Origin of the sequence: Pseudomonas sp. FEN, from assembly GCF_904067045.1 — a bacterium.
GTDB lineage: Bacteria > Pseudomonadota > Gammaproteobacteria > Pseudomonadales > Pseudomonadaceae > Aquipseudomonas.
In genome coordinates, this window is record NZ_CAJFDC010000007.1 from 196,581 (window position 1) to 214,131 (window position 17,551).

At 62.4% G+C, this 17,551-nt stretch carries 9 protein-coding genes; 1 reads left to right on the plus strand and 8 read right to left on the minus strand.

The genetic code is table 11. The features are described from left to right. Positions 1-112: 112 nt before the first annotated feature. The 7 genes from PFEN_RS06795 to PFEN_RS06825 all read right to left on the minus strand — a co-directional run bounded on the left by PFEN_RS06795 (position 113) and on the right by PFEN_RS06825 (position 16,028). Entirely contained in the window at positions 113-4,441 is a 4,329-nt protein-coding gene (locus PFEN_RS06795; RefSeq protein WP_191486420.1) for a hybrid sensor histidine kinase/response regulator, read from the minus strand. A 72-nt stretch (positions 4,442-4,513) separates the two neighbouring features. After that, positions 4,514-6,208, minus strand: a complete 1,695-nt coding sequence (locus tag PFEN_RS06800; protein WP_191486140.1) for an EAL domain-containing response regulator — start codon at positions 6,206-6,208, stop codon at positions 4,514-4,516. Positions 6,209-6,422: 214 nt separating this feature from the next. Then, positions 6,423-9,170, minus strand: coding sequence for a LuxR C-terminal-related transcriptional regulator (locus PFEN_RS06805; RefSeq protein WP_191486141.1), 2,748 nt, complete (start codon positions 9,168-9,170; stop codon positions 6,423-6,425). Positions 9,171-9,404: 234 nt separating this feature from the next. Beyond that, entirely contained in the window at positions 9,405-10,769 is a 1,365-nt protein-coding gene (locus PFEN_RS06810; protein ID WP_191486142.1) for a DUF1329 domain-containing protein, read from the minus strand. Positions 10,770-10,799: 30 nt separating this feature from the next. Continuing rightward, positions 10,800-12,677: a DUF1302 domain-containing protein gene (locus PFEN_RS06815; protein WP_191486143.1), complete on the minus strand. Its 1,878-nt coding sequence runs from the start codon at positions 12,675-12,677 to the stop codon at positions 10,800-10,802. Positions 12,678-13,012: 335 nt separating this feature from the next. Further along, positions 13,013-14,695, minus strand: a complete 1,683-nt coding sequence (locus tag PFEN_RS06820) for a fatty acid--CoA ligase (protein WP_191486144.1) — start codon at positions 14,693-14,695, stop codon at positions 13,013-13,015. A gap of 148 nt (positions 14,696-14,843) precedes the next feature. Beyond that, complete coding sequence (locus PFEN_RS06825; protein ID WP_191486145.1) at positions 14,844-16,028, minus strand: MFS transporter; 1,185 nt, start codon at positions 16,026-16,028, stop codon at positions 14,844-14,846. A 104-nt stretch (positions 16,029-16,132) separates the two neighbouring features. Between PFEN_RS06825 and PFEN_RS06830 the strand changes: the two genes are divergently transcribed. Next, positions 16,133-16,906, plus strand: coding sequence for an AraC family transcriptional regulator (locus PFEN_RS06830; RefSeq protein ID WP_191486146.1), 774 nt, complete (start codon positions 16,133-16,135; stop codon positions 16,904-16,906). Here the strand turns inward: PFEN_RS06830 and PFEN_RS06835 are convergent. Beyond that, on the minus strand, positions 16,890-17,519 hold the full coding sequence (locus PFEN_RS06835; RefSeq protein WP_191486421.1) for a LysE family translocator: 630 nt from the start codon (positions 17,517-17,519) through the stop codon (positions 16,890-16,892). The genes PFEN_RS06830 and PFEN_RS06835 overlap by 17 nt on opposite strands. Positions 17,520-17,551 lie beyond the last annotated feature (32 nt).

The following is a 17,551-nucleotide window of genomic DNA, read 5'->3' on the forward strand; positions in this document are numbered from 1 at the left end:
ATGTTCCTGCAATGGACTCGTCGGACAATATCCCCCTCGCCCGAGCGAGGTGATGATGTGAGAAAGTACAAGGAGCAGCCCACCTCGTCCACTACCGCCCTTGCACAAGGGTTCAAGAAAACGGCCCCGAAGCCGCCTCCCGGAGCGAATCCCCCCGATATCCCGTGCCAAACGTCATTCTCAACTGCTCAACACTGCGCACCAGCAACTCCTTGAGTTCCGGCAACCATTGCGGGTCCTCCAGCACACGCATCACCGCTGCCGCGTCGCCATACAACAGCTCACGTTCCAGGGCACTGGCGCGCAGCGACAAGGCCTGCGCGCCGACGGTGCCGGAACTGCCCTTGATCGCGTGCAGCACCGCCGCCACCGCCGGCCCGTCCCGGTCCTGCAGGTGCTCCGGCAACAACGACAGCTGTTTTTCCAGCTCCGCGCTAAAGGTGTACAAGACGGTACAGATCAACTCGACGTTGCCACCGAAGCGGCCCATGATCGAATCGCGCGCCTCGATCACCGATTCCGTCGAATGACTCGGCACTTCGCTCATCATCAGCGGCTGCGGCGCCTCGCGGCCAGTCTGGACGCGTAATGTCAGCACCAGTTGCTCCAGGTCGATGGGCTTGCTCACGTGGTCATTCATGCCCGCCGCGATGCAGGCTTCACGGTCGGTGTTGGAGGCGTTGGCGGTCATCGCCAGGATCGGCAACAGGGCAAAATGCGGCTGGCGGCGAATCCGCCGCGTCGCCTCCAGGCCATCGATGTCCGGCATCTGGATATCCATCAGCACCGCATCGAAAGGCGTCGAAGCCGACAACACCTGGCTGACGCCTTCCAGCCCACCTTCCGCCAGGCTGACCTGGGCGCCCTCGCCCCTCAGCAGTTCGTCGGCGACCTGACGGTTGAGGGCGTTGTCTTCCACCACCAGCAGGCGTAAGCCGGCCAGACGCCGGGGCCGCTCAGGCCCGGGCAGGGCCTCGGCAAGCGGTTCGCTGGTGCTGAAGGCGCGCTGGACCGCATCGGCCAGTTGCCGGGGCGTTACCGGCTTGGTCAGGAACCCCACGAACGGTGCATCACCCTCATGATGCACATCCGCCAGGACCTCACGTCCGTAAGCGGTAATCATGATCACCATCGGCGGCGGCGCGGCCTGCTCCTGCAAGCTGATCAACCGGGCGGCACTGAGGCCATCCATGTCCGGCATGCGCCAGTCCATCAGCACCACGTCGTAGGGTTCGCCGCGCAGTTGCGCGTTGCGCACGCTCTCGACCGCCAAGGTGCCGCCGTTCACTGTGTCCGCCGTCCAGCCCAGTGAACGCACCGTGCGCAGCAGCAGTTCGCAGGCCATGGAATTGTCGTCGGCCACCAGCAGGCGCATCGTCGAGTCGACCCCCGGACAGGACAAGCGCAAGGCTTCGCCGCGGGCCACCTCCAGGCTGATATCGAACCAGAACCGGCTGCCAACCGCCACCTCGCTCTCGACCAGCAACTCACCGCCCATCAGGCCGACCAGCCGCTTGCAGATCACCAGGCCCAGCCCGGTCCCGCCGAAACGGCGGGTAGTCGAGGCTTCCGCCTGAGTGAAACCGTCAAAGATACGCTGCAGTTGTTCGGCACTGATGCCTATGCCGGTATCGCACACCTCGAATCGAATCTTCACCGTCTCGCGCAAGCGCTTCAACTGCCGGACACTGACCACCACCTGCCCCTGCTGGGTGAATTTCAGGGCGTTGCCCGCCAGGTTGATCAGCACCTGCTGCAAGCGCAGGCTGTCACCCACCAGGCTGCCGGGCAGGTCGGAGTCGAGGTCGAACATCACCTCGACCTCCTTGCTGCCCTGGTTGCCCGCCAGCACTACCGCCAGGTCGCGCATCAGCGGCTCGAGCTCGAAGGGATGCGGGTCCAGGCGCAGTTTGCCGGCCTCGATCTTGGAGTAGTCGAGGATGTCATTGAGCAGGCCCAGCAGCGACTTGGCCGCCGTCTGGGCCTTGACCACATAGTCGCGCTGGCGGGCATTGAGGTCGGTGTGCTGGACCAACTGCAACATGCCCATCACCGCGTTCATCGGCGTGCGGATCTCATGGCTCATGTTGGCCAGGAAGAACGACTTGGCCGCGCTGGCGCTGTCGGCGCGATCCTTGGCCTGCAGCAGGTGCGACTCCAGCTCGCGCTGGGCGGTGATATCGCGGTTGATGCCGGTCACGCGCACGGCACGCCCCTGGGCATCCCGCTCGACCTGGGCACCGGCCTGGATGATCCGTATCCGGCCATCCGGCCCCAGCAGACGGAAGATCGGGTCATAGACCCCCTCGCCCGTCACCGCCGCGGCCAACTGCGCGGCGACGGCGTCGACGTCCTCGGGGTGGACCCGATCATACCAGTGGGCATAGCTCAATCCGTTGTCGCGCAAGACCAGCGGCTGATTGTAGAACTCGAACATGCGATCGTTCCATTGCAACGAGTCATCCGCCAGCGTCCAGGTCCAGATCCCCAACTCGGCCACATCGGCGGCCATCAACAGTTGATCGCGGATCAACCGGGTTGCCTGCAGGCTCAGTTCCAACTGGTGTTCCGCCGCCTTGCGCTGAGTGATGTCAACCGCGATCCCCAGGTAGCCGGTCAACTGCCCCTCGTCATCGCGCAGCGCTGTCACCACCAGGCTGACCGGCACATGGGAACCGTCCTTGCGCACATAGGTCCATTCGCGGGTTTCCGAATGTTCGAACTCCGGTTTGTGGGCAACGACCCGGAAGCCCTCGATGAGCTGCGCATACTCCGTGCTGAGTTCGGCGCCACGCTCGATGATTTCCTGCGCAACATGGAAGACCGTCGGGGTGGCCTTGCCCAGCAGTTCTTCGGCGCGATAGCCGAGCATGTGCTCGGCACCTTCGTTGAATACGCTGATCACCCCCTCCAGATCGGTGGCGATGATCGACACCTCGGAGGCCGAACGCAGCACACTGCTGAACAACAGATTGATCCGCCGCAGCTCCGCGGTACGCGTCGCCACCTGCTCCTCGAGGTTGGAGTTGAGTTCGAGAATCCGTGCCTCGGCGGTCTTCTGCGCGGTAATGTCGCGGAGAATCTTGGAGGCGCCGATCACCCGGCCACTCTCGTCGCAGATAGGTGAGACATTGACCGACACATGGATGACGCGGCCGTCCTTGCAGTGCCGCTGGGTGTCGAAGTTGCTGATCATCTCGCCAGCGGCGATACGCGCGAGGATCTCGACCTCTTCCGAGACCAGTTCATGCGGTACGATCAACTGCGCCAGCGGCCGCCCCACCGCTTCCTGTGCGGTATAGCCCAGCAAGTTCCGTGCGCCCTTGTTCCAACTGGTCACAACACCTTGCAGGGTCTTGCCGATGATGGCGTCCGCCGAACCTTCGACGATCGAGGCCAGCCGCGCCTGTTCCGCGATCACCTGCAAACGCCGCTGGGAACTGACGCCGGCAATGACCGCGAGAGCGGCCACCAGCAGGCTGGCGAGCACACCGAGGAAAAACACCAGTATCGGTGATACCAGGTGCAGGCGCTGCGCGAACAGCGGCAGCGCCTGCACCTCGATCTGCCAGCGCCGACCGAAGACGTCCCGCTCCAGGGTATGGGTCATCAAGGCCGCAGGCTGCGTGCCCGTTTCATAAGTCGTCTGGTAAAACTGCTCCGCCGCCCCGGGTACGGTAATGTCCTTGAGTCGCAGGTTGATGGCCTCGTCCCGCGGCACCAGACCGTCCAGAACATTCTCGATCAGCAAAGGCGCATAGCCCCAGCCTACAATTGCCGCCTCGCGCTCCGGCGCGGTGGCCGGCACGATGCCGTGCTTGTAGATCGGCAACAGAATCAGGAAGGACTGTTCCGGCTTGCCCGGCAACTGCTCCAGTGTGATCGGCGCGGTGATCCGCGCTTCTCCGGTACGCGCGGCCGCTCGCGCCGCCTCGGCCCGGTCAGCCTCCGAGGCGATGTCCAGGCCGAACACCGTTGACTGATCGGCGTTGGGTTCCAGGTACTGAATCACATAAAGATCGCCTTCATGAGGGGCGAACTGGTGAATGCTGAAGTCCGGCGCGCCATCGGCACGGGCCCGCTGCAAAAAGGCCTCCAGGTCCCGAGGCGACACCCGCCGGATAAAACCGAACCCGCGGGCGCCAGGAAATTCCTTGGTCACGTCGCGCATCTGACTGAAGCGGTGAAAGGTCTCCCGCGTCATGCCATCCTCGCCGGCAGTGACAATCGCGCCTCGGGTACCACGCAGCCCGTACTGGTACAACTGCAGCCGGGTCACCACCGCCTGCAGCGCACTTTCGGCAGCGGCGCCGAGGGCTTCGCGGGTGCGTTGCTCGTTGCTGTTCTGCAGGATCAGGCTGCCGACGATAGTCGCCACCAACCCAACGGCCAGGAGCGTGGCGACGCGGCCATTCAGCGCATACAGGCTATTTCGTTTCAACACGGGGGCTCCCTTGAGCAGTGTGGCGATCCCGAGGGACGGGATGTCGATCAGCGGCGGGCACCGATCCCCTCATATTGATCGCGGCCATGAAGACAACACGGTGCATATCTGGGTGAACGGAACCGGTCGGCAGTACAGATAGCCCTGCATGATCCGGCAGCCCAGTTCCAACAGCAGCTCGGCCTGTTGGCGGGTCTCCACGCCCTCGGCCACCAGCTCAAGACCCAGCGCCTGCGCCAGCTTGATGATCGCTTCGACGATGGCCAGGTCGCTTTTGTCGGTAAGCATGTCGCGCACAAAACTCTGGTCGATTTTCAACACATCGATGGGAAAACGCTTGAGATAGGCCAGGCTCGAATAACCCGTGCCGAAGTCATCGATGGCCACGTGCACGCCCAGCTCCTTGAGCGCCACCAGGGTTTCGCGGGCGTTGTCGATGTCCCGGGCCAGCACGCCTTCGGTGATTTCCAGTTCCAGCCATTGTGGTGCCAGGCCGGAGTCGAGCAGGATGCCCTTGACCATCCCGAGGAAGGTTTCTTCGCGAAACTGCACGGCACTGATGTTCACGCTGACACAGATCGGGTAACCCAGCTCGTGGAGTTTGCAGGTGTCCTTGCAGGCCTGCAGCAGCACGTACTTACCAATGGGGATGATCAACCCGGTTTCTTCGGCCAGGGGAATGAAGTCCGCCGGAGAGACGAGGTTGCCCTCGCTGTTGCGCCAGCGGATCAGCGCCTCCATGCCGACCACCCGGTGGTCCCGGGCATCGACCTTGGCCTGGTAGAACACCTCGAACACCCCGTCCTCGATGGCCGCGCGCATATGTCGTTCAAGCAGGTGGCGGGCGCGCATGCCACTCTCGATACCCGGGGAAAAAAACAGGTAGCGGTTACGTCCCGCCTGCTTGGCCTGGTACATCGCGGCATCGGCATGCCGGTAGAGTGATTCCAGATCGTCGCTGTCCTCCGGGAAAACCCCGATACCGATGCTGGCGCTCAGGTCATAACGATTGCCTTGCAGCGAAAACGGGCTGGAAATACTCGTCAGCACCCGTTCGGCAAAATTGCCCACCGCCTCGAAACCATCCACCTCCGAGAGCAGGATGATGAACTCGTCACCGCCTTGCCGACTGAGCGTATCCATGCCGCGCAGCATCGTCGACAGGCGCGTGGCGACATACTTGAGCATCTGGTCGCCGACCGAATGGCCCATGGAGTCATTGATGGCCTTGAAGTTGTCCAGGTCCAGCAACAGCAACGCCAGCCGTCCATGATTGCGCCGGGCCATTTTCAGGGCCTGCTCGGCACGATCCTGCAACAGCATGCGGTTCGGCAAACCGGTCAGGGCATCGTGATTGGCCAAGCGCTTGGCTTCGTTGCGCAGGGTGATATGGGCGTTGATATGCGCCCTGGCCACCGGAATATTCAGCGGTTTCTGGATAAAATCGATGCCGCCGTAGCCCAGGGCCTGGAGTTCGTAATCGGCCTGGGCATGGGAGGTGACGAAAATCACCGCGGCGTCGGACAGCTTGGGGTCGGACTTCAGCGCCTTGCAGACCTCGAAGCCGTTCATGCCGGGCATCTCGATATCGAGCAGAACCACATCGGGACGGCATTGACGCGCCACTCTCAGCGCTTCCTCGCCACTGGTGGCAACATATACCTGTGCCAGATCCCGTACCGACTCCCTGAGAATCAGCGCGTCAGTGGCTTGGTCGTCGACAATCAGCACGACCGGAGCAGGGCTAAATGTGGTCTCGCGCATTCCTTGCTCCCAGGCAATTCCCTTGTAAATCATGACCAAAGAGCGCTGACGTGGCCCCGTTTCTCTCGCCCGCGCGAGCATCCAGTCGCTCAAGGCGCTGCATGGATACGCTGACGTATATTGGTTATAGCTGACGCAAGGCGCATAGCCACCCCGCCGGAGCTTCTTCGCGCGCCCGTTGGCCGAACGGTAAGTAGCCGGCGACAGGAATCGCTCAGCGCGACTCGCCCAACAACCCCAGCTCCTGCGCCCGCGCCACGGCCTGGGTGCGCCGCTCGACCCCCAGCTTGCTATTGATATGACTGGCGTGGGTTTTCACCGTATGCAGGGAAATGAACAACTGATCGCTGATCTCCTGGTTCGAACAGCCCTGGGCGATCAACTGCAGGACAGCCAGCTCACGGCTACTCAGGTTCTCGACGAGCAATGCCGCCTCCGTCGCCTCGCGCATGGCCGGAACCGGCAGCAGCGCCAACAGGCTGTGCCGCAGCGGCGTGTCGGGGCCGTGCAGCAGTTGCTCGCGCATCCAACCCGGACGCGCCTTCGCCAGGGCCTGGAACGGCAGCAAGGCGCCCCCCGTGGTGGCCGCCACCGCGCAGGCAAACAACGGCCGGGCTTCGACCTCGCGGGAAGTCGCCAGCAACACCAGTACCCACTGGTTCCAGGCCATCACGCTGAGCATTTGCCCACCGCTGGCCTGCCCCTGCGCCACCAGTTTCGACAGACGCCGCTGCGCGAGCTCGGGTTTGCCCTGTTGTGCCTCGAGCAGTGCCTGCTGCAACTGGATATGCTGGGGCAATTGCAGATGGAACTCCGGCGCCGGCGCCGGTTGATCGCCGTTATAAGTCTGCTCCAGGCGCCCCAGCCAGGCTTCGGCGAGGTCCATGCGGCCCTGGGCCAACCACAGTTGGCACTTCACCAGGGTGATCATCGCCAGGTAGTAGATCGGCGGCACATCCCAGATATGCATCAGACGCTCGGCCTCGGCCAATTCGGCAAAGGCCTCGGCGAACTGGCCGTTGCATCCTTCCTGGCTGGCAATCACACAATGGCCCAGCAGTACGCTGAGATCACGGCAGGCCCGTGCCTCCTGGATGCCCGCCAACAAGCGAACCCGCCCGGCTTCGGGTTGCAGACGCAGGGTCAGCAGATACCCCTCGTACAGCGTCAGCCGGGCGCGGGCGGCGTACAGGCGCTGGGCGGACAAGCCTTGCAGGCGCTGCAAGCCCTGACGGACCTCATCCAGCGCGCGCAGCACTTCGCCACGGGCCTGGAGCACGCGCGCCCGGTCGTAATGGGCCAGGGCTTCGAACAAGGGATTGCCGACGCGCTGGGCCAACTCCAGCGACTCGCGATTCAGGCCGCGCGCGCGCCACAGGTCGCCGTCGGCGATCGCCAGGTTGGACAGGGTCGACAGGCATACCAGGCGCTGGCCATAGCGCTTGTGCGGCAGACTGAGCAAGGCTTCGCCGCAATAGGCCTGGGTTCTCTGGCGATCGCCACGCCCCCGGGCGATGATGCCGCTCAGGGCCAGCCATTGCGCGAGCATGGACTTCTGCGCCGTGGCCGAGGGCGCGGGCAGGAAGCGGCTCAGGTGGCTCGCCAGCTCTTCGGCCGCATCCAGCTGGCAGGCCAGCCCCAATGCCCAGGCGTAGAGCACGATCAAGCGCGGCGTGCTGACCAGCAAGCGGTCGGGCAAGTCCATTTTCCAGCGCAATAACATGCCGACGTTCTGCTCGGCCAGCAGTTGCTCTTCCGAAAGGTTCTGGACCAGGTTGGCCGCCACATCCAGGTGACCGGCGCGCAGGGCCTGCTCCACCGCTTCGTCGAACAGCCCCTGGGCGCTGAACCAGCGGCAGGCACGCAGGTGCAGGCTGGCGGCGGGGACCAGGGTATTACTGGCCGGGCGACTGCGCAGCAGATCGGAAAACAGGTGGTGATAACGGAACCAGTGGCCATGTTCGTCCAGCGGCACCAGGAACACCTGGTGCGATTGCAGATAGCTCAGGATCTGCCCACTGTCGTGGGCCTCGCGAATGGCATCGCACAGCTCACCGCAAAAGCGCTCCTGGGGCGCGGTATCGTAGAGAAAGGCCTGGACCTCGGGAGGCAGGCAATCGATCACCTCCTCCAGCAGGTAGTCGCGAATCAGCCCCGCCCCACCCTGCAGGACCTGGGGCAGCGGCATATCGCTGCTGGCCTGCGCCGCGGCCAGCAGCCAGAAGCGCAAACCGGCCACCCAGCCCTCGCTGCGCTCGATCAGGTTGTGCAGCGCCTCGCCACGCAAGGAACTGCTGTGGCGTTCGAACAGGTCAAGGGATTCGCCGTGGGTCAGGCGCAGGTCCTGCTCGTTCAGCTCCAGCAGTTGCCGCGACAGCCGCAGGCGTGCCAGGTGCCACTCCGGCCGCTGCCGGCTGGTGACCATGACCAGCAAACCGGCGGGCAGGTGGTTGAGGAAGAACTGCAGACAACGATCCAGCACCGGGCCCTGGGCCAGATGGTAGTCATCGAGTACCAGCAACAGCGGCGTGCTCGTGCAAAGGCGCAGCGCCAGTTCGTCGAGCAGGCCGTCCAGCCACTCTTCGAAAGCGAAGGGTTGATGCCGCTGACGCATCTTCAACAGGCCCAGCGCCTGGCGACCCAGGTCCGGGAAGTAGCGCTGCAGGCCGTCGAGCAGGCGCTCAAGGAAACGTCCCGGATCGTTGTCCCGGGGACTGAGCCCCAGCCACAGGCTTTGCCAATGCCCGGGCAGGCCCTGACAGAACTCCACCGCCAACGAGCTTTTGCCGAACCCGGCCGGGGCGCTGACCAGCAATAAACGACCCTGCAAGCCGGCGGCGAGGCGCTCGCACAGACGAGGTCGCAACACATAGCCGTCCGGCAGTGGCGGACGGTAGAAACGTCCTTCCAGGGCAGGTATGGCCGGACCCATGGGACCTTGCATACGGGACAGATCAGTCATGGCCGGCTCTTGTTGAAAGGCTGTTATCGGCAGGCAGCTGTCTGCAGACTAGCGGTAAAAAGCGTCGTAATGAAGGCTTTTTGTCGTAATTTTGTCGAAAAGCATCGACTTTGAAATATTTAGCCACACATACCCCGCGAGCAAAAAAACGCCCCGAACCGGTCGGGGCGTTTCAACGCAGGATGCGCCTGCGCTTGTAACGGGGTGGCAGGTGGGAGCGCTGCTCCCAGGGTTTCAGCGAACGCCATCCTGGCGCAGGGCGGCCGGAGTGAAGTCGCTGGTGGTGGCGGTGAAGCCGAAGTCATACGCCTGCTTCTCTTCGTTCTTCATGCCCAACGCCAGGTAGCGGCCGGACTGCAGGTCGTAGAGGGTTTCCAGGGCGTACCACGGCACCTGCTTGTCGTAGTAGTTCTCGGCATGGGCTTCAGCGACACGCCAGAGTTGCCCGCGACCGTCATAGTGGTCGATCACCGCCGCCTGCCAGGTGTCCTCGTCGATGTAGAAGTCACGCTTGGCATAGATATGCCGCTGGCCTTCCTTCAGGGTCGCGACCACGTGCCAGACGCGGCGCAGCTCGTAACGCGCCAGGTCCTGGTTGATGTGACCGGCCTTGAGGATGTCGGCGTACTTGAGTTGCGGCGAATCGAGCTTGTAGCTGTCGGAGGCGATATACATTTCTTTCTTGCCTTCGAGCTTCCAGTCGTAGCGGTCCGGCGCACCGTTGTACATGTCCAGGTTGTCCGAGGTGCGCAAGCCGTCGGCGGCGGTACCCGGGCCGTCATAGGAGACCTGTGGAGCGCGCCGCACGCGACGCTGGCCGGCATTGTAGACCCAGGCCGAACGCGGTTCCTTGACCTGGTCGAGGGTCTCGTGGACCAGCAGCACGCCACCGGCCAGACGTGCCGGCGCGGTCACTTTCTGCTTGAAGTAGAACAGGATGTTGCCCGGGTTGGCCGGATCGTAGTCCTTCATCTTGTCGCGGAAGACGAACTGGTCCTGGAAGTACACCAGGCTGTACGAGCCGTTGGTCTGCGGCGTGGCCTGGGTCACCAGGCGGGTCACACTGCCGCCGCGATAGCGGGTGATGTGGTTCCAGATCACTTCCACGCCGCTTTTCGGAATCGGGAACGGTACGGCGACCTTGAAGTTTTCCAGGCCGTTACCGCCGCTGACCAGGTTGGTCTTGGTGGCGTTGTCCTTGATCGCGGCGAACACCTCATCCGGCACGGTGGCGCCGCGATGGGAGGGGTAGACCGGCATCTTGAAGGTCTCCGGGTAACGCTTGAACATCGCGTATTGCCCCGGTGCCAGCTTGTCCTTGTACTGCTCGACATTCTGCGCGGTGATAATGAACAGCGGTTTTTCACTGGCGTAGGGGTCGGAGAGGAAACCCTTGCTATCGACAGCGCCGATGGTCTTCGCCATCGGAGCCCAGGCCGGGATGGTACCGGCGGCGTTGCCGGCCTTCTCCGCGCCCATGGGGGTCAGGCTGGCGCCCAGTTTCGCCGCTTCGTCGGCGGAGACCGCAGCCATCACACCGGTGGCCAGCAGCGACAATCCCAGTACCCCGACCTGAAGCAGATTCTTGGTGATTTTCATCTTGTTGTTCTTCCTTCAAGTGCAACGGTCTTAGAAGTTCATGCCAACGCTCAGTGCCACGAAGTCACGGTCATCCACCGTGCTGTAGTCGCCACCGAAGAAGTTGGTGTAGTTCAGGCTCGCGGTGTAGGTGTTCTGGTACTCGGCATCGAGGCCCAGGCTGATGGCCTTGCGACCTTCTTCGAAGTTGCCACCAGGGCCCGGCGAGTAGCCTTTCACGTCATGGGACCAGGCCACGTTGGGCTTGAGGTTCACACCGGCGAAGACATCCGGGTATTCCCAGATGGCCCGGGCGCGATAGCCCCAGGAGGTGGCGGTGGTAAAGCCATCGTTGTTGCAGTTGGAGGAAAGATTACTGCTGGCGGTCCCGGGACCTGCTCCGGCAATGGTTCGTCCGTTAAGAAACTCACAGCTGCCGCCCGGCAATGAACCTGGACCAAACACCGGGTCGCGTCCGTAGCGAACATCATTCTTGCTTTCCAGTCCCCCGACATGCGTTACGCCGATTTCACCCACAACGGTCAGACGATTGGCGCCCATGACCTGATCGAAAAAATGCGTAAACGTGGTTTGGAACTGGCTGATCTCCTTGCGACGATAACCATGCAGATCCTGACCTGGGACGCCATTCAAGAGTGAAGCATTAGCCAGAGCCCCGCCCAATGGACGCACGCCCGCATACAGAATGTCCGTGGTGTTGAGTTGTACCGGCGCATTCGGCCGATAACTCAGCTCGCCACTCCATGCCGTCCCGGTCGGTAGCGTTGTCGAAAAGCTCAAACCATAAAGACGAATGTCTTCCGGATACTCAACGAAATAGTTGGAGTTTCCCGCCACCACCAGAGGGGCCAGCGCACTGAAAGGCCCCAATCCACCGCCCGCGATTTTCGAGTAGACCGACTGTGGAGCACCCTGCGCGCTGAAAATAGGTGCCCGGCTATGATAGTTCATGAAATAGGCACCAAACTCGGTGTCCAACGGTTCAAAGTTATAATGCAGCGCCAAGCCGTACTGGCCGCCGCTACTGGCATCTCTATCGGCACTTCTCCTGACCAGAACCCCCTCCTGGTTGATGTCGACGCCATTGGCGGCCAACGTCGGCATCGCTACCGAAGGAATAGTGGAACTCTTGTTCAAGACCCGCAGGTTATCGTTACAGCCTTGGGAAACGATGTCCGCTTGCGAAAAAAATGTCCCGCAGTTATCCGTCACCGTTTGATCCCAGCCAATCTGGTAAAAGCCTTCCGCCGAGAGGTTGTCGGTGAGGCTCTGGTTCAGATAGAACATATTGACCGGAATCAGGCCCTCCTTGATTTCGGCCCCCGGACGACGGAACGCGGACACGTCGATCGGGTTGATGGCGTTGATGCCACCACCGATAAAGGTACTTTCCCCCCAACTCACCACCTGCTTGCCAAGACGCACCGTGCCCGGCAGATCGGCAATGCTGTAGTTGTGGTAGACGAACGCATCGAGGATCTGCCCGCCGGAGGACTTGGCGCCCTCCTTGCGACCGTCGTTGCTGACGTTCTTGAAGTCGAGGTCTTCGTTCTGTAGCGCAAAGTCATACCAGTACTTGCCGCGCACGAACACGCCGGTATCGCCGTATTTCAACTCCAGATCGTGAATGCCCTTGAAGATCTTCGAGAAGGCGTCCCCGGCCTTGAAGTTCAAGTGCCCGTCATCGGAGGTCTGCGACAGACCCTTGCCGCCATTGTTGACACCGATCAGGTTCTTGTTGGGATTCTGCGTCGACCAACTGGCCCCGAGGGACAAGGACGAGTCGAAGCTGCCCTCGATTTCACCGACATTGAAACTGACGCCAAAGGCGGGACCGGCGAGCGTAGAGGCGAGGCTGACGGCCAAGGGCAGTTTCGCCCGGCGCCAGAACGGGTTTAACGCGATCATCGACATACTCCATGTGCTTTATTGTTATGGCAGAGGGCACGTTCAGGAACGCCCCGGGCGAGAGCGAAGCAATCACTCCCATCAATCGCCCGAAGTGGCAATGCGCGAGGTCGCGCGCTTGCCCGGTTCTTGAAATCCTTCAGCGGACTATAGTCAGCAGGTCGTGCCGCTTGATCCCTCTAAAGTGTGATTTGCACCCTGTGGTCACTGCACAAACAATGCGTTCGCCAAGCCGGTGCAAACCGGCTGGCAAGAATGATTGAAAAGTCGCATAGGATAAGCCAAGTGCTTGCTGGGTGGGGCGACCACGCCCTTGCGGGCGTGGCGGGGACACCTCAAAGGGTCGAGAGGAAGCTGCTATTGCTGGCCTGCCATTGGACGATATCGATGCGGATGCGCTTCTTGTCCAGTTTGCCGACGCTGGTCTTGGGAATTTCAGTAACAAGGGCGATCTGATTCGGAATCGCCCACTTGCTCAAGTGGCCCTGCTCGACGAAGGGCTTGAGGTGTTCCTTGAGTTCCCGGGCACCGATCTCATGGCCTTCGCGCAATACCAGCAGCGCGAACGGCCGCTCGCCCCATTGCGGATCGGCAATACCCACCACCGCGACTTCGCGTACCGCCGGGTGACGGCTGACCAGGTCTTCCAGGGCCAGGGAGGAGACCCATTCGCCGCCGGTCTTGATCACATCCTTGATCCGGTCGCGGATATCGATCACCCCCAGGCTGTCCAGGGTGGCCACGTCACCGGTGTGCAGCCAGCCACCGGCCCAGAGTTCGGCGCCCTTCTGCGGTTCCTTGTAGTAGCCCTCGGTCAGCCATGGCGCGCGCAGCACCAGTTCCCCCTGGGTCTCGCCGTCCGCCGGGAGGAAGTTGCCCGCTTCGTCGACAATCGCCGCCTCCACCAGCGGGCCGGGCACGCCGGCCTTGATCCGGTAGGTGGTGCGCTCGTCCTCGCTGCCGGCCAGCAACTCTTCGCTGAGGTGGGCACAGGATACCAGCGGGCCGGTTTCCGACATGCCATAGGCGGCGGTCAGCTGGATGCCCCTGCTCTTGGCGGTTTCATACAGCGTGCGGTTCAGCGCACTGCCGCCGATGACCATCTTCCAGCCCTTGAAGTCGGTGCCCTGCGCCGCCTTGGCGTTGAGCACCATCTGCAGGATGGTCGGCACGCAATGGGAAAAGGTGACCTTTTCCTTGCGCCACAACTCCACCAGCAGCTCGGGATCGTAGCGACCGGGATAGACCTGCTTGAGCCCGAGCATGGTCGCCACATACGGCAGGCCCCAGGCGTGCACGTGGAACATCGGGGTGATGGGCATGTACACGTCGTTACTGCCCAGCAGGCGCACGCTGTCGATGCAGCCCATGATGGTCGCCTCGCCCAGGGTATGCAGCACCAGTTGCCGATGGGTGAAGTACACGCCTTTCGGGTTGCCGGTGGTCCCGGTGGTGTAGAAGGTGGTGGCGACCGAATTCTCGTCGAAATCCTCGAAGTCGTAGAGCGGGCTCGCCGCCGCCAGCAGTTGCTCGTACTCGCCCACCAGGTTCGGCAACTCGGCGCTCTTGTCCTCGGCGTCGGTCAGCAGCAGGGTCTTTTCCACCGTGGTCAGGTGCCCGGCAATCGCCTGGTACAGGCCGACGAACTCGCTGTTGACCAGCACGAAGCGATCCTCGGCGTGGTTCATGGTGTAAAGGATCTGCTCGGGCGAGAGCCGCACGTTGATGGTGTGGATGACCGCGCCGATCATCGGGATGGCGAACATGCACTCCAGGTAGCGATGGCTGTCCCAGTCCATCACCGCCACGGTATCGCCAGCCTTGACCCCCGCCGCCGTGAGCACGTTGGCCAGCCGGGCGATCCGCTCGCTCAAGGTCGGATAGCTGTAGCGCAGCTTGTCGCGATAGATGATCTCGCGGGTCTTCTCGTAGCGGCTGCCGGACATCAGCAAGCGCTTGATCAACAGAGGGTATTGATAAGCCCCTTCGGCGGGCGGAATGATACGAGTCTGCAACATGGAGCTTCCTTGGTCTGTCTGCACGGTCGTGGCTAAAGATAGGCACTCTAGAGCCGTCACGCACTCACTAAATCACCCAAAGGAATGATTTGCGGACGAACGTGGATGCTAGCCCTAAGCCAGCACCCAGCAAAACCTCCGCCGAGGCTCAGGCCGGCTGCCCGACGGGCTGCTGCGCCGGGGTCCGCGGAAACACCAGCGCGGCGACAAACGTCAGCGCGGCAAAGCCGGCGAGAATCAGGTACAAGCCGGCAAAACCCTGGCGTGGCTCGACAAAAGAGATCAGCGGGATGGCCGTCGCGCTGGCCCCGAACGACAGGCAATAGCGCAAGGCAAAGATCCGCGATTGCCACTGCGGCGCGACAAAATGGGCGACCATGGCATCATTCACCGTCACCTGGCCGAACACCACGAACATCAGCGCCGCGCCCAATACCATCACCGAGAGGCCGTCGACGTAAGCCAGACCGAACAGCAACGGTGCCTGGCACAAGGTGAGCAGCACGAAAGGCCACTTCAAGCTCATGCGGTCGAGCACCCGGCCGATGCTCAACTGTGCCACCGCGCCAAAGGCGTAGGCCAGGCTGACAATCACCCCGAGCCACTGCGGCGACGCGAGCCAATCGTGCAGACGCTCCTGGAACAACTTCGGATAAGTCATGGTGGTAGCGTTGAACACCACCCCACCGGTGGCCGTGACCAGCGCCAGGACACTGAACACCATGATCATGGAAATCTGCTGGCCGCTGGCGCCGCGTGGTTTGACATGGGAGCGCGACGGAATCGGTTCCTCGCGCACTTGCCAGGCAAACAGCACACCGAGCACGATCGACACCACTCCCGGCAGGATAAATGCCGAACGCCAGCCGAACCGCGCCACCAGAAAACCGCTGATCAACGCCGAGAACGCCACGCCAAGGTTGCCCCACATGCCGTTGATACCGATTTCACGGCCACGGTTTTGCGCATAGCTGACCAGCATCGCGGTGCCCACCGGGTGGTAGATCGCCGCGAAGACCCCCACCAGGGTCAACCCCAGGGTCAACATCGGCGTCGTGCTGCTCAGACCGGTAAAGATCGACGCGCCGCCGATCCCGAAGAAGAACAGCAACATCATGCTGCGGCGGCTCCAGTGGTCACCTAACCAGCCGGCCGGCAGCGAACAGGCACCGAAGGCAATGAAGCCGCCCAGGGACAGGCCGATCATCTGGGCGAAGTCGAGACCGAAGGTCTGGCCCATGCCGAGCACGGCGGCGGGGAAAATCAGCATGAACATGTGATCGATCACATGGGCGGCATTGATGTAGCGGATTACGTTTCGGGATTGGTTCATCACGGCACACGTCAGAATGGTTAGCGGTCCGTTATGCTAGATTGGCGATAAATCGCATTTCTGCCAACAAACTCATCAAATCAGACAGACTTGTGAAATCGGACATGTTAATCAGCCATTTCCTGCACGGCCCGGTCAGCGCCTATTCCCGCGATTACGTCGACGGCGCGCACCAGGAACGGCACGTCCATCAGGAAGCGCAGTTGCTCTATGCCGTGTGCGGGGTGATGCGCCTGGTCACCGCCGCCGGCGCCTGGATTATCCCTCCGACCCGCGCCATATGGATTCCGCCCTGGGTCGAGCATGAGATTTTCATGAGTGGCGAGGTGCGCATGCGGTCGTTATTTGTCGCCGCCGAATATTCCCCGGCCAACCTGCAAGGTTGTTGCGTGCTGGCGGTCACCCCGTTGCTGCGAGAGTTGATCGTGCGCGCGGTGCAGGGGCCGGAGCAGGCGAAAAACCCGTTGATCCAGCAATTGATGCTGGAGGAACTGGCCGCCCTGGAGAACCTGCCGCTGCACATCCCGATGCCGACGGACCGACGCCTGCAACGGATCTGCCGGGCCCTGCTGGAAGCCCCGGATCATCCCAACAGCCTGGAAGACTGGGCCCAGCAGGTCGGCGCCAGTACCCGGACCCTGGCGCGCCTGTTCCAACAGGAGGTACGAATGAACTTCAATGCCTGGCGCCAGCAACTACGCCTGATGGAAGCCTTGCCACGCCTGATCGCCGGGGAAAGCGTGCAGCATGTGGCCAAGGCCCTGGGCTATGGCAGCGCCCGCGCCTTCAGTTCGATGTTTCGACGCCTGCTCGGCGACAACCCACGCGACTACCTGAACGCCTTGAATCAGTTCAGCGCAATCAATGCATCTCGGTGAAGGCCAGTTTTACTCCTATGGCGATCAGCACCGCGCCCATGGTGCGATCGAACCAATGGCCCATGCGCGCGAAACCGGCACGCACGCGCTGCTGGCTGAACAGCAGCGCCACCAGGCAGAACCACAGCGCGGTGGCCACTGCCAGGTAAACGCCATAACCGGCCTGGACCAGCAAGGGCGTATGCGGGTTGATCACCACGGTGAACAGCGAGAGGAAAAACAGCGTGGCCTTGGGGTTCAGGCCATTGGTCACGAAACCGGAAGTGAAGGCACCGCGGGCGCTGCGCTCGCCTCTCTGCAAAGCCAGGTCGTCGGTAACGGGCTTGCCCGGCTTGGCGCGGATCGCCTTGAAGCCGATGTACAGCAGGTACGCCGCCGCCAGCCATTTCAAGGCATTGAACAGTACGATCGATTGCGACACGATCAAACCGATGCCCAACAGCGAATAGCCCACATGCAGGAAAATCGCCGTACCGACACCCAGCGCGGTCCAGGTGCCGGCGCGCCGACCATGGGTCACGCTCTCGCGCACCACCACGGCAAAGTCCGGGCCGGGGCTGGCCACCGCCAGCAGGTGAATCAGGGCAACGGTCAAGAATTCCGCCAGGTAGATGGACACGTCGATGGGCTCCTCAGTAACCAAAT

Coding starts and splice junctions, on each gene's coding strand:
- PFEN_RS06800 (WP_191486140.1), bottom strand. CDS start 6,208: ATGCGCGAGACCACATTTAGCCCTGCTCCGGTCGTGCTGATTGTCGAC.
- PFEN_RS06805 (WP_191486141.1), bottom strand. CDS start 9,170: ATGACTGATCTGTCCCGTATGCAAGGTCCCATGGGTCCGGCCATACCT.
- PFEN_RS06810 (WP_191486142.1), bottom strand. CDS start 10,769: ATGAAAATCACCAAGAATCTGCTTCAGGTCGGGGTACTGGGATTGTCG.
- PFEN_RS06815 (WP_191486143.1), bottom strand. CDS start 12,677: ATGATCGCGTTAAACCCGTTCTGGCGCCGGGCGAAACTGCCCTTGGCC.
- PFEN_RS06820 (WP_191486144.1), bottom strand. CDS start 14,695: ATGTTGCAGACTCGTATCATTCCGCCCGCCGAAGGGGCTTATCAATAC.
- PFEN_RS06825 (WP_191486145.1), bottom strand. CDS start 16,028: ATGAACCAATCCCGAAACGTAATCCGCTACATCAATGCCGCCCATGTG.
- PFEN_RS06830 (WP_191486146.1), top strand. CDS start 16,133: ATGTTAATCAGCCATTTCCTGCACGGCCCGGTCAGCGCCTATTCCCGC.